The organism is Alteromonas sp. NFXS44 (assembly GCF_040148705.1).
GTDB lineage: Bacteria > Pseudomonadota > Gammaproteobacteria > Enterobacterales > Alteromonadaceae > Alteromonas.
Genome location: NZ_JAGDEA010000012.1, coordinates 389042 through 409775 on the forward strand (window position 1 = coordinate 389042; position 20734 = coordinate 409775).

Annotated in this window: 15 protein-coding genes; 14 read left to right on the top strand and 1 reads right to left on the bottom strand. The window is 52.7% G+C overall.

The features are described 5' to 3' along the window. The first annotated feature begins 19 nt into the window (after positions 1–19). The 10 genes from J3369_RS18880 to hutC all read left to right on the top strand — a co-directional run bounded on the left by J3369_RS18880 (position 20) and on the right by hutC (position 13908). Positions 20–1558 carry an MFS transporter gene (locus J3369_RS18880; RefSeq protein ID WP_349589857.1) on the top strand — a complete coding sequence of 513 codons (1539 nt, stop codon included), beginning with the start codon at positions 20–22 and terminating at the stop codon, positions 1556–1558. After that, positions 1545–2888, top strand: coding sequence for an oligogalacturonate lyase family protein (locus J3369_RS18885; RefSeq protein ID WP_349589860.1), 1344 nt, complete (start codon positions 1545–1547; stop codon positions 2886–2888). Before J3369_RS18880 ends, J3369_RS18885 begins: the two co-directional genes overlap by 14 nt. A gap of 11 nt (positions 2889–2899) precedes the next feature. Beyond that, the gene (locus tag J3369_RS18890; protein WP_349589862.1) at positions 2900–3661 is read left to right on the top strand and encodes a glucose 1-dehydrogenase; all 762 of its coding nucleotides are present in this window, start codon (positions 2900–2902) and stop codon (positions 3659–3661) included. Positions 3662–3737: 76 nt separating this feature from the next. Continuing rightward, a complete protein-coding gene (locus tag J3369_RS18895; RefSeq protein ID WP_119502766.1) occupies positions 3738–4511 on the top strand; it encodes an IclR family transcriptional regulator in 774 nt (257 codons plus the stop codon). A 10-nt stretch (positions 4512–4521) separates the two neighbouring features. Next, positions 4522–5529 (top strand): sugar kinase, encoded by a 1008-nt coding sequence (locus J3369_RS18900; RefSeq protein ID WP_349589865.1) that lies wholly within the window; start codon positions 4522–4524, stop codon positions 5527–5529. Positions 5530–5579: 50 nt separating this feature from the next. Next, complete coding sequence (locus J3369_RS18905) at positions 5580–6368, top strand: DeoR/GlpR family DNA-binding transcription regulator (protein ID WP_119502768.1); 789 nt, start codon at positions 5580–5582, stop codon at positions 6366–6368. A gap of 309 nt (positions 6369–6677) precedes the next feature. Beyond that, positions 6678–8993: a TonB-dependent receptor gene (locus J3369_RS18910; protein ID WP_349589867.1), complete on the top strand. Its 2316-nt coding sequence runs from the start codon at positions 6678–6680 to the stop codon at positions 8991–8993. Between the two features lie 64 nt (positions 8994–9057). Then, on the top strand, positions 9058–11679 hold the full coding sequence (locus tag J3369_RS18915) for a M14 family metallopeptidase (protein WP_349589869.1): 2622 nt from the start codon (positions 9058–9060) through the stop codon (positions 11677–11679). Positions 11680–11794: 115 nt separating this feature from the next. Next, entirely contained in the window at positions 11795–13171 is a 1377-nt protein-coding gene (locus J3369_RS18920) for a formimidoylglutamate deiminase (RefSeq protein ID WP_349589872.1), read from the top strand. Beyond that, complete coding sequence (gene hutC, locus J3369_RS18925) at positions 13171–13908, top strand: histidine utilization transcriptional repressor HutC (protein WP_303572061.1); 738 nt, start codon at positions 13171–13173, stop codon at positions 13906–13908. The genes J3369_RS18920 and hutC overlap by 1 nt, the downstream gene beginning before the upstream one ends. 36 nt (positions 13909–13944) lie before the next feature. Here the strand turns inward: hutC and J3369_RS18930 are convergent, their stop codons facing one another. Further along, complete coding sequence (locus J3369_RS18930) at positions 13945–15273, bottom strand: Na+/H+ antiporter family protein (RefSeq protein WP_349589876.1); 1329 nt, start codon at positions 15271–15273, stop codon at positions 13945–13947. 202 nt (positions 15274–15475) lie between these two features. Here J3369_RS18930 and hutI point away from each other — a divergent pair, with 202 nt between their 5' ends. Genes hutI through hutU form a run of 4 tightly spaced genes read left to right on the top strand, consistent with a single transcriptional unit; the run spans position 15476 to position 20699 of the window. Further along, positions 15476–16696, top strand: a complete 1221-nt coding sequence (gene hutI / locus J3369_RS18935; RefSeq protein WP_349589879.1) for an imidazolonepropionase — start codon at positions 15476–15478, stop codon at positions 16694–16696. Continuing rightward, positions 16693–18237: a histidine ammonia-lyase gene (gene hutH, locus J3369_RS18940; RefSeq protein WP_349589881.1), complete on the top strand. Its 1545-nt coding sequence runs from the start codon at positions 16693–16695 to the stop codon at positions 18235–18237. Before hutI ends, hutH begins: the two co-directional genes overlap by 4 nt. Then, complete coding sequence (hutG, locus tag J3369_RS18945) at positions 18234–19034, top strand: N-formylglutamate deformylase (protein ID WP_349589884.1); 801 nt, start codon at positions 18234–18236, stop codon at positions 19032–19034. The genes hutH and hutG overlap by 4 nt, the downstream gene beginning before the upstream one ends. A gap of 9 nt (positions 19035–19043) precedes the next feature. Further along, entirely contained in the window at positions 19044–20699 is a 1656-nt protein-coding gene (gene hutU / locus J3369_RS18950) for a urocanate hydratase (RefSeq protein ID WP_349589886.1), read from the top strand. Positions 20700–20734 lie beyond the last annotated feature (35 nt).

Consider the following 20734-nt stretch of genomic DNA (forward strand, 5'->3'; position numbering starts at 1 on the left):
AATCAAGGAGGAGCGCACCATGGCACGACGCGAACTCAAACCGGTAAACTACGTAGCATACGGCCTCAATGATATTCTCGGGGCCGGCTCCATGGCCGTGATCAGTGGCTGGATATTATTTTTCTATACCACATTCTGCGGCTTGTCAGCCGTTCAGGCCGCCAGTATTTTCGCCATCGCCCGTATACTTGATGCAGTGGCGAGCCCGCTTATTGGTCATATTTCTGATGGATTAGGCAATACCAGACTGGGACGTCGTTTCGGACGACGCCGGGTATTTCTTATCTTCTCCATTCCTCTGTTACCCAGCTTTGCATTGATGTGGGTGAGTGGTCAGCATTATCTGTATTACCTTGTGACGTATGTCTTCTTCGAGCTGGTCTACGCAGCGGTCATCATTCCTTATGAAACCCTTGCAGCAGAAATGACAGATGACTATAAGAAAAAGGCCAAACTGGCCGGTGCCCGCATTCTGACGGGTCAGGTGTCAGCCATCCTGGCCGGCATTCTGCCAAGCTGGATAGTCAGTGCAGTGGGTGGCAAAGAGTCAGCCTCCACCTTCTTAATCATGGGTGTCATTTTCTCCGTGCTGTTTATGGTGGTTGTGTTCACCGTATGGCTTTTCACCTGGGAACGGGAAGTCGGGGAACAGGAGCTGACCAAAGGCAAAGGCTGGACGGTTTCCGGCACGCTCAAAGCGCTGTACACCAACCTTACCTCAACCATGAAGATCCGCGCCTTCAGGCTGCACCTGGGTATGTATCTGGGTGGTTACATCAGTCAGGACGTATTTAATGCCGTGTTCACGTATTTCGTGGTGTTCGCTATAGGCGGTTCTGTGGTCATTGCATCAGAAATGATGGCCGTAACCTATGTTGCACAGCTCTTTGCTGTCGCAGTCGCGATCCCCATGGTGATGAAATTTGGTCCGGCCCCCAGTTACCGTGTTGCCATTTTGCTTTACATCATTGCCATTGTCTCTCTGGTTGCCATGTATATCACCACCGATAACTTCAACTTCATGTGGCTGATGCTGGGCGTCATTGTTGCCGGACTAGGCCGGGGAGCACTGAACTACATTCCCTGGAACACATACAATTACATGGCTGATGTAGACCAGATTGTGACCGCCCGACGCCGTGAAGGCAGCTTTGCCGGCGTGATGACCTTTATCCGTAAAGCAACCCAGGCCGTTGCAGTGATGTCTGTGGGTATTATTCTGGAAGGCGGCGGCTTTATTTCCGGCGCAGAAACCCAAAGCAGCCAGGCCATTTCCACCATCGTCCTGATGCTCGCCATTGGCCCGGTAGTGGTACTCATTTTCGGCTTTTGGGTTTCGACTAAATTTAAGTTATCCAAAGAAACCCACGAAGTGCTGATGAACGAAATTGAGCACTTAAAGTGCGGAGCAACAACACCCACAAGCGAAGAAAACAAAGCCATTGTCGAAGACTTATCAGGCTTCGCTTACCGCGACTTGTGGGGTAATAACACGGTTGGTATTGCACAGGACAACGGTTCGTCAGCGGGGAGTCGTCATGAAAATGCCAATGTATAGAACATTGCTCACCGCAGCTGTTGCCCTGATGGCCGGGGCTTTGTCTCCGGCAGTCAATGCTGAAGACATTCCCAAATCATGGATTGATAAAGACACCGGCCACCGGGTAATACGTCTGTCTGAAGAACCCGGATCCCGTTCGTTATATTTTCATCAAAATGCCTACAGCGCAGATGGCAACAGCATGGTCATTTCGGTGGATAACCCGAGAGGGGTCGCCGTTGTTAATCTGAAAGACGGGACTGTTAAGCGGCTGTTTGAAGACCCTGACGCGGGCATATTGTTCATGGGCCCTGCCAGCCGTGATGTGTATGTGACCCGTATAGAAGGCGCAGGAAGTGGTGAAGTCGTTGCCAAAAATGAGCTGCAACAGCCCACAGAAGTTCTGGCTATCAATATAGACAATGGCCGGGTCCGGCATGTTGCCACCGTACCGAGGGGAAAAATTCATTCCATCAATAAGGATGAAAGCCTGCTCATTGGTGCATTTGCAGAGCGCGAATACAGCATTGAATCCGGTCCCCGCCACGCCCGTTTTGAAGCCCGTTATGAAGCGACCGGTAAAGATGGCAAACCGCTGACCTTTGCAGAAGCCAAAGAAGTGCGCATTAACGAGCGGCTGGAAGCACGTATTCCCATGGAAATGTTTGTGGTGGATACCCAAACCGGCGAACAACGAACCATACATAAAGCCACTGACTGGCTGAATCACATTCAGTTCTCCCCCGCTGACCCGGACAAAATCATGTTTTGCCATGAAGGCCCCTGGCATAAAGTGGATCGCATCTGGACGATGAATGTGGATGGCAGCCATATTCAAAAAATGCACACCCGCAGCATGAATATGGAAATTGCCGGTCATGAGTTCTTTGACCACAGCGGCAGCCGTATTTTCTACGACTTACAAACACCCCGCGGGGAAGTGTTCTGGTTAGCCAGTGTCGATCTTTCCTCAGGAGATCGTATCTGGCGGCACATGCCCCGTGACTACTGGTCAGTGCATTTCAACATTTCCCCCGACGGCAAGCTGTTTGCCGGTGACGGTGGCGATGAAGAAATGGTTGCCAGAGCAAAAGACGGTAAATGGATTTATCTGTTCAGGGATGAACCAGTAAACGATGTGGCCGGGATCAGTGCCCCTGATGCAGCGTCATTGATTAAACCGGCAACCTTACAGGCAGAGCGTCTGGTCAATATGGCTGACCACGACTACCGCCTTGAACCTAACGTTACCTTTACCCCTGATAACAAGTGGGTGGTCTTCCGTTCCAATATGCATGGCCCGGTGCACGTTTACGCCGTAGAAGTGGCCAGAGCACAACAACCTTAAGGAAACCGGTTATGTCTGTTTCATTTGATCTAACGAACAAAACAGCCCTGGTGACGGGCGCGAGCCGTGGAATAGGCCAGGCCCTCGCCAGCGGGCTTGCCAGTGCAGGCGCCAGAGTGGTCTGTGCCAGCAGCCGCGCCGGCGGGTGTGACGATACTGTTGCCCAAATCCGCGATAACGGTGGCGAAGCCACCGCATTGTCAGCCAATTTAAGTGACGCTGATGCAACACAAGCCCTCGCTGAAGAAGCGTTATCTGTGTATGGCGGCGTGGATATTCTGCTCAATAACGGCGGAACGATTTTCCGGGCACCGGCGACTGATTTTCCGCTGGATAAGTGGCAGGAAGTGATGCGGGTGAATATTGATTCTGCATTTATTTTGTCGCAAGCCATCGGCAAAACCATGGTAGAGCGCCAGTCGGGGAAAATTATCAATATTGCATCGATGCTGAGCTACAGCGGAGGCATAACGGTTCCTGCCTATACCGCCAGCAAGCACGCCATTGCCGGTTTAACCAAAGCGCTGGCCAATGAATGGGGCGCGCATAATGTGCAGGTTAATGCCATCGCACCGGGCTACATCCGTACCGACAATACTCAGGCCCTGCAGGATGATGAAAACCGCAGCACTGAAATTCTCAAGCGTATTCCTGCTAACCGCTGGGGCGAGGCGCAGGACTTACAGGGGGCAGCCGTTTTTCTTGCCAGCGCAGCAAGCAATTACATCAACGGACACATTCTGGCCGTGGATGGCGGATTCTTAGCCCGGTAACCCGTACCGGGCGGGATTGGCAGTTCCCTTCCGGCAGCGGATAAAGGTTAGCTACATAGCAAAAAAGGACACAGTTATGACAGAACGATATTTGATCCCCAGTGTGGTGCATGCCTGCGAAGTTTTCCGCTTGCTGGCCAGCAGAGATCGCGGCATGACCATGCAGGAACTGGAAGCTGCACTTGATCTGCCGCGAACCACGGTTTTCCGTTTACTGCGTACGCTGGTCGCCGAAGAGATGCTGGAAAAGCGCGGCAAAATTTACTTCTGTGGTGCCAATCTGATGCAGTTGGGTCTGCAAATCATTCACTCAGATCGCATGCAGCAAATGGCCATTCCTCATATTCAGCGTCTGGCCCTGCGTACCGGTCATACTGCGCATCTGGCTGTACCGAATCACGGTAAAGCGCTGATCGTCGAAGTGTTCGACAGCCCGAATCCGTTAATGGTATCCAAACGCCCGGGGGTAGAAGCCCAAATGCACTGTTCCTCAACAGGAAAGGTGTTTCTGGCGTTTTTGTATTACGACAATCTGGAACTGTTGCTGGCCGAACATCCTATGGAACAGCATACGCCGTTTACTATCACTAACATCGCCGATTTACGCAAAGAGCTTAACCGGGTACGGGCATTAGGCTATGCCGTTGACGAAAGAGAATATAACAAGGACGTACGTTGTGTTGCCGTTCCTGTGCGCAATAGCCTGGGCACCGTGGTGGCATCGGTAGGTATCACCGCACCGGCCGCTGTATTCCCCAAAACAGCCGTGCCTAAAGTGGCTGAAATGGTTAAAGAAGCGGCCAGAGGCATCTATAAAGATGCCTATCAGCTTGAACGGGTAAGCAATTAGGTCAGAGCCTGTGACAGCAGATACGCTTTTTACCACAACCACCCCGCACTGCCTGCTTGCCGGCGAAGTGATGGTGGAATTATCCCGCGCGGAAGCCGGATTATTCAGGCAGAGTTTTGCCGGCGATGTTTACAATACGGCGGTATATCTCAAGCGCTGCCTGCCCGCCTGCGAGGTGAGCATGCTCACCGCTGTGGGGCGGGATCCCTTTAGCGTGGCTATGAAACAAGCCATGGTTGAGGAAGGTATCAACACCGGCTTCATACTTACCCACTCCGAAAAGAGTCCGGGACTCTACGCCATTCATACCGACGCCAGCGGAGAAAGAAGCTTTCAGTACTGGCGTAATGACGCAGCAGCAAGGGAGTGGGTAACGCTGTGGCAGCAAACCCTTACCGGCTCAGAACCAACACCTTTACAGCAGGCAGATTTAATTTACCTGAGCGGAATTACACTGGCGGTGCTGGATGAAACCCAACGGGCTTTATTGTTCGACTGGCTGCATCAGGCAAGAGAAAACGGCACCAGAGTAGCTTTTGATCCTAACTACCGGCCGCAACTGTGGGCGTCTGTTGATGAAGCTGCTGTATGGACCCGCCGGGCTTACCGCATTGCTGATATCGCCTTTCCCGGCATGGATGAACACAAACGGCTTTTCGGCCATAAAGACTGTTTTGATGTGATGGATATTGTGGCTGGCTGGGGCGTGAAAGAAGTTGTTGCGAAGAACGGAACCGACCAGATACGCGTGCTGTTTAATGAAACCATGGTCAACATTCCCGTGATACCGGTAGCCCATGTTGTCGATACCACCTCGGCGGGTGACGGATTTACCGGCGGCTATCTGGCAGCCCGTCTCGACGGAAAAGGCGTCCGTCAGGCCGCGCAGCAGGGGGCTGATGTAGCGTCCACCATTATCCGGTTTCCCGGAGCCATTGTGCCGGAACCCGCTTTCACAGAGGCATTGAACCGGCTCCGCGACACAGAAACTACTGCCCGCCCGGAAACGGCAGGATAAACCGGGGTTCGTTGCCCCTTGTTATTTACGGAAAAATAAGAAGACCGCACATGCTTGAAAAACAACGGCATCAACTGATCATCAGCGCCCTGGATGAAACCGAATTTCTCAGCGTGAAAGATCTCTGCTCACAATTAAAATCGTCAGAAGCCACCATCCGCCGGGATTTAGTCAAGCTGGCGGCACTGGACAAAATCCGCAAAATTCGTGGCGGTGCGCAGGTAAAAGAGAATGCGGTACGGGATAGTAAACCCGGGCTTTCTGCCAGCATTTTTGCACAGGACAGAAGCCGTAATGCGAACACTAAGCGGATGATTGCCAAAGCAGCCACCCAGCTCGTTCAGGACGGTGAGGCCATCATTATAAACGGCGGTACATCGACGTTTATGATGGCCGAGTTCCTGGCGGACAGAAAACTGAACATCCTGACTAACTCATTCATTCTTGCCCACGAACTGCTGGAAAGCAGCCAGAATCAGGTTGCCCTGCCCGGCGGACAGGTTTACCGCCACCAGAGCATTATTCTCAGCTCGTTTGAAAACGATACGACGCAAAAATACCGGGGCAGCATGATGTTCATGGGGTCACCGGGGGTCAGCGAATTTGGCATCATGGAAACCGACCCGCTGCTGATTCTCGCAGAACAGAAGCTTCGCAAGCGGGCTGACAAGCTGGTGGTACTGGCTGACAGCACCAAAATCGGTGTGAAAGGCAACCTGCTTTTCTGTGGCCTGGAGGAAGTAGACATTGTAATCACCGACAGCCAGGCCAACCCTGAAGCCGTACAACGTATCAGGCAGCACGGCGTGGATGTCATGATTGTTGAGGCGTGTGGTTAATACCGCGCCTCAGTGTTTTCCCGCCGCAAGCCCCTCCGCCCAACATTAGTGCAAGTTGCACTCTCCATGCTCAACATTCAGCTAAATAGCATTTTTATTCACCAGAAATCATCTTGTATATATCTATAAGAACTGAAAACCCCGCTGCACTTTAACTGAAATATTAGTAAAGCCATCCTCATAAATACGAAATTCAACGCGATAAATAGGACACTCACACTATACAAAAGTATCAAAGGCAGACTTATTGCACCCGCAACCCTTAAATGTATAGACCTATTAAAATACTACCTGCATAAGGATGCGATAATGAAAGCCACACACACTGCTTCTCTTTCTCCGCTTTTCAAACGTTCCGCACTGTGCTTTTTCGTCACTGCGGCGATGTCTTCCGGTGCTGCTTTTGCTCAGGAACCGGCAAATGCCACAACACCGGCCAGTCAGTCAGATTCTGACCTGCTGGAGCGTATAGAGGTTACCGCCACCCGCCGCACCACCACACTGCAGGAAACGCCGGTGGCGATATCCGCATTGTCAGGCAAAACGTTGAAGCGAACGGGGATCACCAGTGTGAGCGAGTTCACGAAGATGGTGCCGGGAATGCGTATTGAGGAAAGCAGCCCCGGTAATCAGCGGATCAGTTTACGTGGCGTGACAGCACCGGGCGAAGGAACGGTGGGTATTTACTATGATGAAACGCCGCTGAGTGGCTCAGTGGGGGTTAGCAGTAATGCCGGAAGCCGCCCTCCGATGGCGTCATTATTCGATGTAAACCGCGTAGAAGTGGTTCGCGGACCACAAGGCACGTTGTATGGCGCAGGCTCAATGGGTGGTGCTATCCGTACTATCTTTAACAAGCCCATTGATGATTTCGAAGGCGCGGTAGAATTATCAACCGGTACCATTGAGCATGGCGGCACGACGTCATCAGTTGATGCCATGGTAAACGTTCCGCTGATTGAAGGTGTACTGGATGCCCGTGTGGTCGGTTTCAAGAAATCCAGTGACGGTTATGTTGATAACACGTTTCTTGGCATCGAAGACACCAACGATTACGACAAAGAAGGGGGGCGCATTATGCTGCGGTACACCCCAAGTGAAGATATCACGCTGGACGCCATGTACCTGATGGACTCCACAGAAGCCGGTAACGGCCAGTGGCATCCCACAGTTGGCGAATTTGAATCAGTATCACAAATCAACCAGCCCTTTGAAGATACAACCAAGTTATACAGCGCAACGCTGAACTGGGAGATGGATTTTGCCACGCTTACTGCCACTACCGGCTATTTTAAGCGCTGGACCGAGTTCAATATGGACGACAGTTATTACATCGACACGTACCTCACAGAAGACCGCTGTCAGTCGCGCTGGAACGACGGTACGGCCTGTGATGAAGCGACCCTGACGGAATACTACGATTACGTCAACGGGCTGACGCCGGCAGTGTTGCAGCACAAAGGGTATATGACCAACAAGACCCACGAAATCCGGCTGACTTCGAATATGGAAACTGCCATTGACTGGACTGTCGGTGCCTTCTATCAGAAACGGAATGACTACGTACAATCTCAGGATGGCGCAGCTGACGCTGCAACCGGCGAGCTGATCGAGCCGATGGAGCTGTTCTACCGCCGGTATATTCTGGATGATCTTGAGCAAAAAGCGGTGTTTGGCGAGGTCACCTGGCATACGACAGACAAGCTGGCACTGACCGTGGGTACCCGCTGGTTTGATTACGACAAAGTCGTCACCGGTGAAACCACTGATGCATGGGAACTGATCAACGCGTTTGAGAAGCCCCGCACGTCTCAGGAATTTTCCGAAAGTGACTTTATGTTCAAATTTAACGCGGCGTGGGAAGTTGATGCTGACATGATGATCTATGCCACTGCAGCAGAAGGGTTTCGTCCCGGCGGTGCGAATAACGTTATCGGACTGGAAGAAATGCTTACCGGCTATCAGTCTGATTCTTTGTGGAACTATGAAGCCGGTTTCAAAAGCTCCTGGCTAGACCGCGATGTGCAATTTAATGCTGCGGCTTATCTGATTGACTGGGAAAACATGCAGGTGCGCGGGCGGACGACAGACGGCGCGTTCTCCTTCTTATCCAATGCCGGGACAGCACAAATCACCGGCCTTGAGCTGGAAAGTGGCTGGCGCGTAACAGATGACTTCCTGCTTACCGGAAATATGAATTTCCTGAATGCTGAGTTAACTGCCGATCAGGTCAGTGATGTGATTTTAGCGCCGGGTCAGGATGGTGACCGTATTCCTTACATACCTGAAGTAACCGCCATGATTGCGGCCACCTGGACACTTCCGGCCCTGATTGACGGCTTCGACGGTTCAGTCCGTGCCGATGCCAACTATGTGGGCTCTTCCTACTCAGAACTGCGACCCGACGACACGTATTATCTGAAGCTCGACAGCTACACTCTGGCAAATGTCCGCTTCAACCTGGATAACTACGACAACGGCTGGGGTTTATCGCTGTACGTGAACAACCTGTTCGACAAGAACGCCATAACCTATATCAGCGGCAGTTCATCATATCCCAATGTGTTTGCCAGTAGCGCTCAACCCAGAACAGTTGGTATAACCGTACGTAAAGACTTCTTCTGACGGACACTCAGGCAATGGCACTACAGTGCGGTTGCCGGATAACAACATTAAAAAAGGAACAAATATGACTATTTCCAACGGGGCGTTTTTCACAGCAAAGCCCGTTAAATCCTTTAGAAAGCTGGCTCTGGGTTTGATGATCAGTGGCCTGCCTGGCACGTCTGCGCCGGTACTGGCACAAAACGATGCCGTACCGGCTCCGGTTGATGTGCTGGGGCACGCGCCGGGTGATGATTTTTATCTGGCGAATTACGAAGATTCACTGAAGTATTTTCATGCGCTGGCAGACAGCACGGATAAAATGCAAATGTTTACGGCGGGTAAAACCACGCAAGGTAAAACCTTCGAATACGCCATCATCTCCACACCGGAAAACCTGGCAAAGTGGGAAGAGTATAAAGCCATTTCACGCAGGCTGGCTGACTCCAGGGATCTAACAGATGAGGAAGCCCGGAAACTGGCTGCCACGTCAAAAATTATCGTTCATATTGATGGCGGCATGCACGCCTCTGAAGTGGCTGACCATCAGCTTCCTATCAAACTGGCTCATACCATGGTGACCCCGGGCGACCCGAAAATCAGCCGCATCCTTGACGATGTGATTCTGGTTTTATGGCCGACACTGAACCCGGACGGACAGGACATGGTGGTCGACTGGTATCGCCAGAACACCGGAACAGAGCACGAAACCAGCCCCATGCCGTGGCTGTATCAGGAGTACGTCGGCCACGACAACAACCGTGACGGCTACATGCTGAATATGACAGAAAGCCGCTCTGTCACCGCTCAGGTACAGGAGAATGCGCCGGCGATTTTCTATTCCCAGCATCAGAAAGCACCCTTTCCTGCCCGGATTTGGGTACCGCCGTTTTCAGATCCTATTTCAGAAAATATCGACCCGCTGGTACGACACTGGACCAGCCTGATTGGCATGCACATGATTGGCGAGTTCGAACACCAGCAGTTACCGGGAGCCATCGCGCAGGCCCGGTTTGATAACTGGTTCCCGGGCTTTCTGGATTACACCCACGCCTTCCGCCACACTATTTCCTATTTCACGGAAACGGCTCTTCACCTTTACGCCACGCCCTGGGAATACGATGCCAAAGACTTTCCGGATAACCGCAAGGATCTGAAGCCTCAGGTGATGTATCCGTCTCCGTGGAAAGGCGGCAAATGGACGCTGGGTGATGCCGTACACTATATGGAAGTGGCTTCGATCTCTACGCTGGATACTGCATCACGCTACCGCGAGCAAATCTTGTATGACCGCTATCAGTCGGGTCGCGATACCGTCGCCCGTTTTAAAGAAGAAGGGCCTTTTGCCTGGATAATTCCGGCTCAGCAACACGATTTATCAGAGGCCGGTGAACTGGTTGAAGTCATGCTGCGCCAGCAGATTGAAGTGTATCAGGTAAGTAAATCCGCTACATTTGGCGACACCAAAGTCGCTGCAGGCAGCTGGGTTATTCCCATGGACCAGCCGTTCGCCGGACTGGTACAGGAGTTATTTGAACGTCAAACGTATCCCGCCACCTTTGTTGATAAAGACGGCCTTCCGGAAAATCTGCCCTACGATGCCACAGGCTGGACTTTACCCCTGCAAATGGGTGTGGATACAGTAGCGCTGACATCCAAACTGTCTGACCGCGAAAAGAAGAAACTGAAAGCCATAACAACAGTAGATCTGCCCTCCGGCATTGAAGGCCGGGGGAGCGTATTTGTGGCTCCTCAGGATCAGAATGCCAGCTTCGCTCTCATTAATGCAGCCCTTGCAAAGAGTGCTTCGGTAAGCCGCGGAATGCATGACAAGCAACCCGCATTCTTTATTTCAGGGATAGAAAAAGATAGCGCTGAAGCGCTGGCCACAGCCCACGATGTTACTCTGCAAGGCACTTCCCGCGTACCTGAAAATGCACAGGCAATAGAAACAGCGAGAGTTGGGCTCTACCGTCCGTGGAAACCGTCTATGGATGAAGGCTGGACCCGTTGGATATTCGAACAGTATGGTTATAACCCGGTTACCCTTTACAACGACGATATGAAAGCCGGAGATTTACTGTCGAAAATTGATGTACTGGTACTGCCGGACATTGATTTAAGCTGGATCACCGAAGGCTTCAGTGCGCCTAAGAACGACAGCTGGTATAACCGTACCGGTGGTGCCACAGAAGATCCTGTACCGGCAAAATATGCCGGAGGCATCGGTTCAGAAGGTGCGCAGGCATTACGGGATTTTGTTGCCCGTGGCGGTAAACTCATTGCCTTCAACCAGGCGTCTGATGCCGCTATCAGCTTGCTGGGACTGCCGGTAAAAAATGTCCTCGCCGGTGTGGGCAGCGACGTTTTCTATTGTGCCGGTGCACTGGTACAAACCGAACTGAACAAAGAAGCTGACAGTGCAGCCACACTGGGGCTGCCGGATGACCCGGTGGTGATGTTCTCACACGGCCCTGCCTTTGATACGTTACCCGGCTTTGACGGCACCATATTGTCTTCCTACCCTGAAGAAGGTGACGTATTGCTGAGCGGTGTGTTGCTGCACCCTGAAGCGATAAATGGCAAAGCGGCTGCTATGGAAGTGAATTACGGTGACGGCGAGGTGTACCTGCTGGGCTTCCAGCCTCAATGGCGCGCCCAGTCACACGGCACGTACAAGTTTATCTTCAACAACCTGTACAAATAACGCTGCAACGCATAATTATGCAACCGGCTCTGTCGACGACTGAGCCGGTATTTTTGTTTCCTTTCCCAAATTATGTCTATACAATAAATTTATCATCTTCCTAACGGTAGCTACCATGACATCACATACAGCATCGCTTTCTGACTATACCCTTTTTGCCCGTCATGTATTGCTCCCTGACGGCTGGCATCAGGATCAGCGCATCAGTATTGCCGGCGGGAAAATAAGTCATATCACACCGGCAAGCCCTGAACCTTCAGATCTTGTGATTGATGTGCTGCTTCCCGGCATGCCGGACCTGCACAGTCACGCGTTTCAAAGAGGGATGGCAGGGCTTGCAGAAGTGAAAGGACCGGGCGCAGATTCGTTCTGGACCTGGCGGCAGGTCATGTACCGCTTTTTAGAAAAACTCACACCGGACGATCTTACTGCGATTGCTACCCTTGCATACATCGAAATGCTGGAGAGCGGGTTTACCCGTGTGGGCGAATTTCATTACCTTCACCATGCGCCTGATGGTAAACCGTACGGCCAGCCCGCCGCCATGAGTGATGCCATCATCGATGCTGCCATCGATACCGGCATCAACTTGACAATGCTTCCGGTTTTCTATGCACACAGTGGTTTCGGCGGTCAGGCACCGGAAGCTGCACAGCAACGCTTCATTCACAGCACTGACGACTTCGGTAAACTCTATGAGCATATTGAACGCCGGCTGCTGACTACAGACGGTGCCGTAACCGGCGTAGCCCCCCACAGCTTACGGGCAGTGACGGCAGAAGAGCTGCAGTTTTTAACATCGCTGGGGAACGGACCGGTTCACATTCACATTGCTGAGCAAATGAAAGAGGTGAACAGTTGTCTGGCCCATTACGGTGCCCGTCCCGTTCAGTGGTTGCTGGACAATCAGCCCGTGAATGCGCGCTGGTGTCTGGTGCATGCTACTCACCTGGATGACGCCGAAATTTCCGGTATTGCACGTTCACAAGCTGTCGCCGGGTTGTGCCCTGTTACCGAAGCCAATCTGGGCGACGGTCTGTTTCCGCTTAACCCGTTCCTGGAAGCCGGCGGCCGCATTGGTGTGGGTTCAGACTCCAACGTAAAAATTGATGCACCGGAAGAGTTGCGACTGCTGGAATATGGTCAGCGCCTGCAACTGCAAAACCGGAATGTAAGCCAGCGTCTTGCAGGTGAACGCTGTGGTCAGTCTTTGTGGCAACAAAGCGTTGCCGGCGGCGCTCAGGCACTGGGCGTTGCTCCCGGATTGCAACCCGGCGCCTGTGCCGATATGGTTTCTTTGAAAATCAGCGGGTTACCCGATATGCTAAGGTCTCACGATAATATTATCGAGCAACTGGTTTTCTGTCACAATAAAGACCTGATTGACTGTGTGTGGGTAAATGGCCGGCTTACAGTAAAAGAAGGCCGCCATGCCGGCAGAGAACACGCGCAACGCGCCTTCATTAAGACCATTAACAGAGTATTTCAGTAATGCCGCCAGAACCGCAGGAAAAAGGGGTCAAAGATACGCTGCACCAGACAATCTGTAACGACATTCGTCAGCAGATCCTCTCGGGCACCTGGCCTCCGGGTCACAAAATCCCTTTTGAGCATGAGCTTGTTGAGCGTTACGGGTGTTCCCGTATGACGGTAAACAAAGCCATTACCTCTCTGGTAGATGAAGGATTGATTCACCGCCGCCGTCGTGCCGGCTCTTTTGTAGCGCGTCCGAAAATTCAGTCTGTCATTGTGGATATTCCTGATATACAAACTGAAATCGCTAACCGGGGGCAGCCATACGGCTTCTCTCTGTTATCACGGCGCAAACGCACCGCGCAGAAACGGAAAACAGAAGAACTGGAACTGGGTGCAGACAATCCGTTACTGGAATTACGCTGTCTGCATCTGGCAAGTAACCGGCCCTTTGCACTGGAAATGCGTCTCATCAACCTGAATGCCGTGCCTGAGGCTGAAGGCATCACGTTTGAGGATGTGTCGCCGGGTCACTGGCTGCTTGAACATGTAGCATGGAGTAAAGCCCAGCACCGTATCTCTGCCATTTCAGCCAATGCAGAGCAGGCTGAAGCGCTGGGTATTGAAGAAGGTACAGCATGTTTGTTGCTGGAGCGTCAGACATGGCGTGGCGGCGAAGGGATCACCTACGTAAGGCAGTTATTTCCGGGCGATGCCTATAATCTTCTCGCCCGTTTCTCACCCGCTTTCGGTTAACCGCAGCCTCGCTTTTATAAAGGCTGCGGCTTCCGGCTATAACAACATGGCAGCCACCCAACCGCCTGCCAGCAAGGGTAAATTGTAGTGTAAGAAGGTAGGTACAACCGTGTCCCAGATATGGTTGTGCTGACCGTCTGCATTGAGTCCGGCAGTGGGTCCCAAAGTGGAATCTGAAGCCGGAGAGCCCGCATCGCCCAGTGCACCTGCCGTACCCACCAGCGTGACAATGGCCAGCGGGCTAAAACCCAGTTGCAAGGCCAGCGGCACAAAAATCGCAGCGATAATCGGGACAGTGGAAAAAGAAGAACCCACACCAAGGGTGATCACCAGTCCCACCAGTAACATCATCAGCGCGCCTAACGCCTTGCTGTTATCAATCAACGCCGCACTGGTATCGACCAGAGACTGAATATCTCCGGTTGCACGCATCACTGCCGCGAACCCGGACGCTGTGATCATGATAAAGCCCACGTTGGCCATCATCTTCATGCCTTCAACAAAAACATCATCGGCCTGCTTCCAGCGGATAACCCCGCTGATACTGAAGATCACAAAGCCCACCAGTGCACCCAGCACCATAGAGTCAAACATCAGTTGCACCACAAATGCAGTAATCACAGCAACACCTGACACCGCCAGTGAACGGCCACTGTATTTCACCTCTGTATGCTCAGCCCGTTTCAGCTTTTTATCACTGTATTCCCGCGGTTTGCGATAGCTGATAAACACAGCAACCAGTAAACCGGCCAGCATGCCAAGGGCAGGCAATGCCATGGCACGGATGACAGATACACCGGACACATCAGCGCCGCTTTCCTGCAGATTTACCAGCAGAATGTCGTTCAGATAAATGGAACCGAAGCCCACCGGCAGAAACATATACGGGGTGATCAAACCAAACGTCAGCACGCAGGCAATCGCCCGGCGGTCCAGCTTTAGCTTTTGCGTGACCAGCAGCAGAGGCGGTACCAGCAAAGGAATAAAGGCAATATGAATAGGAATGAGGTTTTGCGAGCATACCGCCATCACTAACAAAGCAGCCATTACGCCATAACGGATATTCCGTGCCAGCGCGGGATTTTCCCCCTGCTTCTTATTAAGTTTTTTCAGTACCTGTCCGGCCAGCAGATCAGGAATACCCGAGCGGGAAATTGCCACCGCAAAGGCCCCCAGAAAAGCATACGACAGTGCTACCGTCGCGCCTGCACCCAGTCCGCTGTTGAAGTTATTCAGCGTGCCTAAGGTACCCAGACCACTGAGCAGGCCACCCGCAAACGTCGCGATAATAAGCGCTATAACTACGTGCACCCGCGCCAGACTTAGCGCCAGCATTATGCACACCGCAATCAACACTGAATTCATGCTTACCTCTTATGTCTATACTTATATTAATGGTGACAGGCAATTTTATTTTTATTGTTCTGTTATATCGGGGGCTGGCAATAAATACAAGACGTAACATAGATATTGCGGTGAAATGGATAAATATTTGGATTTATATGACTATACATATTAAAAATTGTTGGCTATATTAAATTGAAATAGCGTCCACAGAGACAAGCGCATGAAGCAACAAGCTGAAAAGATTTGGGTGAATGCAAGGCTGGTAACCATGGCCGATCCCGCCGCCCCTCTGGCGATAACAGAAGACGGTGCGGTCGCGATGGCTGATGGCAAAATTCTGGCCGCCGGTCCTGCTGCCGCCGTCACTGCGCAGTATCATTCTGATCAGGTTATTGATTTACAGGGCTTGCTGGTGACACCCGGCCTCATCGACTGTCATACCCATCTGGTATATGCAGGCAGCCGTGCCAATGAATTTGAAGCCAGGCTGGAAGGGACCAGTTACGCTGACATCGCCGCACAAGGTGGCGGCATTATGTCTACGCTCACCTCAACCCGCGCCGCATCAGAACAAACCCTGCGGGATGAAACCCTGCCCCGCCTCGACAGCCTGCTTGCACAGGGTGTGACGACGGTAGAAATAAAATCCGGTTACGGACAGGATATTGAGTCTGAACTTAAGCAGTTACGGGTTGCACGGTCACTGGCGCAGCATCGTGCAGTGTCAGTCTCCCCCACACTGCTGGCCGCGCATGTGGTACCGCCGGAATTTAAAGGCCGCGCTGACGACTATGTATCGTATGTGTGCGAACAGTTGATACCGGCTGCTCTGGCAGATGGCAACATTGATGCAGTGGACGCATTTTGTGAGCACATTGCCTTTACGCCACAGCAAACCAGCCGGATTTTCGACACTGCCAGACAGGCCGGGATCAAGGTAAAACTTCATGCCGGACAACTGTCTGATAATGGCAGCGTGTCGCTGGCAGCTAACTACCAGGCACTGTCTGCCGATCACATTGAATTTGCCACCGCGAAAGACGTGAAAGCCATGGCCGCTTCCGGCACCGTAGCAGTGTTGTTGCCGGGTGCCTTTTATTGCTTGAGAGAAACACAGAAGCCACCGGTTGAATTACTGAGACAACATAATGTCCCGATGGCAGTTGCTACAGATGCCAATCCCGGTACATCGCCGGTAACGTCACCACTACTTATCATGAACATGGCCTGTACCCTTTTCGGACTTACCGTTGCTGAAGCATTCAGCGGTATGACACTTCATGCCGCCGCGGCGTTGGGTCAGCAATCTCAGACCGGCAGTCTGGAAGCCGGAAAGTACTGCGACCTTGCCTGCTGGGACGCACCGTCACCGGCACACCTTATCTATCAAATCGGACTTAATCCCTTACGTCGCCGAATCTTCAGAGGACTGGAAAAATGACAACAATAATAATGCAACCTGGTCAGGTATCACTTAAAGACTGGTGTACGATTTACGAAGGCGCACCGGCTGTTCTGCACGAAGATGCATTACCCGCGGTGATTGCCTCAGAACAGGCAGTACAGCGCATTATCGCCCGCAACAAACCGGTATACGGTATTAATACCGGCTTCGGAAAACTGGCGAATGTGCGTATTCCTGATGATCAGCTGGCACAACTGCAGCACAATATTGTCATTTCCCATGCTGCCGGCGTGGGTGAGCCGGCTCCGGTTAACGTGATCCGTTTGATGATGGCGCTTAAACTGGCCAGCCTGGGACACGGTGCATCCGGTGTGAAGCTGGAAACGGTTAAACTGCTGGAAGCTTTCCTCAATGAAGGGATTACCCCGGTTGTACCGGAAAAAGGCTCAGTCGGGGCATCCGGCGATCTTGCGCCTTTATCTCATATGACTATGGCGCTTATTGGACTGGGCGATGTGCTGGTCGACGGCAAACAAATGCCTGCCGCTGACGCCATGGCTAAAGCTTCACTCACGCCGCTCAGCCCCGGGCCGAAGGAAGGTCTGGCGCTCCTCAATGGTACCCAATACTCTACGGCTCAGGCCCTTGCAGGACTGTTCGCCGCACAACATGGCTTCGCCACCGCACTTATTACCGGTGCCATGTCTACCGATGCGGCCAAAGGCTCAACCGCCCCGATGGATCCACGCATTCACGCCTTGCGTGGTCACCAGGGCCAAATCACCGTAGCTGCAGCGCTGCGTGAGCTTCTGGAAGGCAGTACAATCCGTGACTCTCATCTGCAATGCGAGAAAGTGCAGGACCCTTACTGCCTGCGCTGTCAGCCCCAGGTCATGGGTGCCGCTTTTGACTTACTGAATCAGGCCGCTACCACCCTGCTCACTGAAGCCAACGGTGTGTCAGATAATCCCCTCATTTTCAGTGATACGGATGAAGCCCTGTCAGGGGGAAATTTTCATGCCGAACCAGTTGCCTTTGCAGCCGATATGATTGCCATGGCCGTGTGCGAAATCGGTTCTTTAAGCGAGCGGCGTATTGCCATGCTGGTTGACCCTGCGCTGTCAGGTCTGCCGGCATTTTTAACGCCCCGTCCGGGCCTGAATTCAGGCTTTATGATCCCGCAGGTTACTGCAGCGGCCCTGGTATCTGAAAACAAACAACAGGCATTCCCGGCCAGTGTGGACTCCATCCCCACCAGCGCGAATCAGGAAGATCATGTTTCAATGGCCGCGCACGGTGCACGCAGACTGGCTGGAATGAACACCAATCTGCAGCATATTCTGGCCATAGAATTGTTGATCGCGGTACAGGGCATCGATTTGCACGGTGACATGAAAACCAGTCCTCATCTGGAAACCGTCAGACAAACTCTGCGTAGTGAAGTCCCTATGTTGCAGGATGACCGCTACATGGCAAAAGACATGGCAGCCGCCTTTGCGCTCGTAGCAGGCTCAGACCTCACAGGACCGGTCGCAGAGATATTTAACCCGGCGCAGTCCGGCGGAGCGTCAGCATGAGCACTGACTGGCTGGAAATCAGCGAGGGCAATGCGCCCCTTGTGCTGAGTATCCCTCATACCGGACTGACCATACCGGATGAAATAGCACAACAGCTCCAATGCGATAAAGAAACGGCACTGGCTGACACAGACTGGTGGGTAGACAAACTATACAGTTTCGCGCCTGAACTCGGTATTACCGTGGTGCGCAGCCATATCTCCCGCACGGTCATCGATTTAAACCGGGACCCGTCCGGTGTATCGCTTTATCCGGGCCAGACCACCACACAACTTTGCCCGCAGGAACGTTTTGACGGCGTACCGTTTTATCCCGCACCGCTTTCTGAAGAAGAAACGGAATACCGTAAAGCCACGTGGTTTGTGCCCTATCACAACGCATTGTCCCACCAGCTGAACCGGCTTAAGCGTCAGCACGGGCAGGTCGTTCTGTTTGATGCCCATTCCATCCGCTCAATGTGCCCCCGTTTATTTGAAGGTGAATTACCGGGCCTGAATCTGGGTACAAACACAGATAAAAGTTGCCACAGCGACTACGCCACCATTGCATTTTCTGCGTTGCAAAGCAGCGTACATTCTGCGGTAAGCAATGGTCGCTTCAAAGGCGGCTGGATCACCCGTCACTACGGCAATCCGGGACAAGGTATTCATGCACTGCAACTGGAAATCGCCCAGCGCTGCTACCTGCGTGAGCCGGCAGAACCCGGCCGCCCGCAATACGATGCGTCTTATGCTGCTCCGCTTCAAAACGAATTAAAACAGTTACTCTCCCGGCTGATTGACCGGGCAAAATCCTGAGGAAAGATCATGACAACATCCCGAGTAATCCGTGCCCCGAGAGGCAGTGAACTGAACGCTAAAAGCTGGCTGACCGAAGCGCCCCTGCGTATGTTGATGAACAACCTGGACCCGGAAGTGGCAGAGCGTCCCGAAGATCTGGTGGTTTACGGCGGTATCGGTAAAGCAGCCAGAAACTGGGAATGCTTCGACAAGATTGTCGATACGCTTAAAAACCTGAATGACGATGAAACCCTGCTGGTGCAGTCAGGGAAGCCGGTGGGAGTGTTCCCCACCCACGAAAATGCGCCGCGGGTACTGATTGCCAATTCCAATCTTGTTCCCCACTGGGCGAACTGGGACACCTTTAACGAGCTCGATAAAAAAGGCCTCATGATGTACGGCCAGATGACCGCCGGCTCATGGATTTACATCGGCTCTCAGGGCATTGTTCAGGGCACCTATGAAACCTTCGTCGAAGCCGGCCGCCAGCATTTCAACGGCGATCTGGCAGGACGTTGGATCCTGACTGCCGGACTGGGCGGTATGGGCGGAGCACAGCCTTTAGCGGCCACCATGGCCGGCGCCTCCATGCTCGCTATTGAGTGCGATGCTACCCGCATTGATATGCGCCTGCGCACCCGATATCTGGACGAAAAGGCAGAGACACTGGATGAAGCTCTGGCCATCCTTGAGCGGGCAAAAGAAAACGGTAAACCGGTATCGGTAGGCCTGTTAGGAAATGCAGCGGAAATACTGCCGGAAATGGTTAAGCGTGGCATTAAGCCGGATATGGTTACCGACCAGACATCAGCCCACGACCCGGTTAACGGCTACCTGCCTGCGGGATGGACGCTGGAAGAATGGCGTGAGAAACGGGTGAGCGACCCGGCAGCAGTGACTGCAGCAGCGAAAGTGTCTATGGCGGAACATGTAAAAGCGATGCTGGCCTTTGATGATATGGGCATCCCTACCTTTGATTATGGGAATAACATTCGTCAGGTGGCTTTGCAGGAAGGTGTAACCAATGCCTTTAACTTCCCGGGGTTTGTACCCGCTTATATTCGTCCGCGCTTTTGTGAAGGTGTAGGGCCATTCCGCTGGGTTGCCCTGTCAGGCGACCCGGAAGATATTTACAAAACCGATGCCAAAGTAAAAGAGCTGCTGCCTGATGACGCTTCATTGCACAACTGGCTGGATATGGCGCAGGAACGGATCAGCTTCCAGGGTTTACCGGCACGCATTTGCTGGGTGGGACTGGGCGACCGTCACCGTCTCGGACTGGCGTTCAACGAAATGTACCGTAACGGCGAACTGAAAGCGCCGGTGGTTATTGGCCGTGATCACCTGGACAGCGGTTCTGTGTCGAGCCCGAACCGTGAAACCGAAGCCATGATGGACGGTTCGGATGCGGTTTCCGACTGGCCCCTGCTCAATGCCATGCTGAATACAGCGGGCGGTGCCACCTGGGTATCGCTGCATCATGGTGGTGGTGTGGGCATGGGTTTCAGCCAGCATTCAGGTGTTGTGATTGTGTGTGACGGTACTGAAGAAGCTGACAAGCGCATTGGCCGTGTGCTCTGGAATGACCCGGCCACCGGCGTGATGCGTCATGCTGATGCAGGTTACGAACTGGCACAGAAATGTGCGCAGAAACACGACCTGAATCTGCCCATGCTTAAATAACCGTCAAGCCTTCCGTAATGCGGAAGGCTAATTTT

Coding starts and splice junctions, on each gene's coding strand:
- J3369_RS18880 (WP_349589857.1), top strand. CDS start 20: ATGGCACGACGCGAACTCAAACCGGTAAACTACGTAGCATACGGCCTC.
- J3369_RS18885 (WP_349589860.1), top strand. CDS start 1,545: ATGCCAATGTATAGAACATTGCTCACCGCAGCTGTTGCCCTGATGGCC.
- J3369_RS18890 (WP_349589862.1), top strand. CDS start 2,900: ATGTCTGTTTCATTTGATCTAACGAACAAAACAGCCCTGGTGACGGGC.
- J3369_RS18895 (WP_119502766.1), top strand. CDS start 3,738: ATGACAGAACGATATTTGATCCCCAGTGTGGTGCATGCCTGCGAAGTT.
- J3369_RS18905 (WP_119502768.1), top strand. CDS start 5,580: ATGCTTGAAAAACAACGGCATCAACTGATCATCAGCGCCCTGGATGAA.
- J3369_RS18910 (WP_349589867.1), top strand. CDS start 6,678: ATGAAAGCCACACACACTGCTTCTCTTTCTCCGCTTTTCAAACGTTCC.
- J3369_RS18915 (WP_349589869.1), top strand. CDS start 9,058: ATGACTATTTCCAACGGGGCGTTTTTCACAGCAAAGCCCGTTAAATCC.
- J3369_RS18920 (WP_349589872.1), top strand. CDS start 11,795: ATGACATCACATACAGCATCGCTTTCTGACTATACCCTTTTTGCCCGT.
- hutC (WP_303572061.1), top strand. CDS start 13,171: ATGCCGCCAGAACCGCAGGAAAAAGGGGTCAAAGATACGCTGCACCAG.
- J3369_RS18930 (WP_349589876.1), bottom strand. CDS start 15,273: ATGAATTCAGTGTTGATTGCGGTGTGCATAATGCTGGCGCTAAGTCTG.
- hutI (WP_349589879.1), top strand. CDS start 15,476: ATGAAGCAACAAGCTGAAAAGATTTGGGTGAATGCAAGGCTGGTAACC.
- hutH (WP_349589881.1), top strand. CDS start 16,693: ATGACAACAATAATAATGCAACCTGGTCAGGTATCACTTAAAGACTGG.
- hutG (WP_349589884.1), top strand. CDS start 18,234: ATGAGCACTGACTGGCTGGAAATCAGCGAGGGCAATGCGCCCCTTGTG.
- hutU (WP_349589886.1), top strand. CDS start 19,044: ATGACAACATCCCGAGTAATCCGTGCCCCGAGAGGCAGTGAACTGAAC.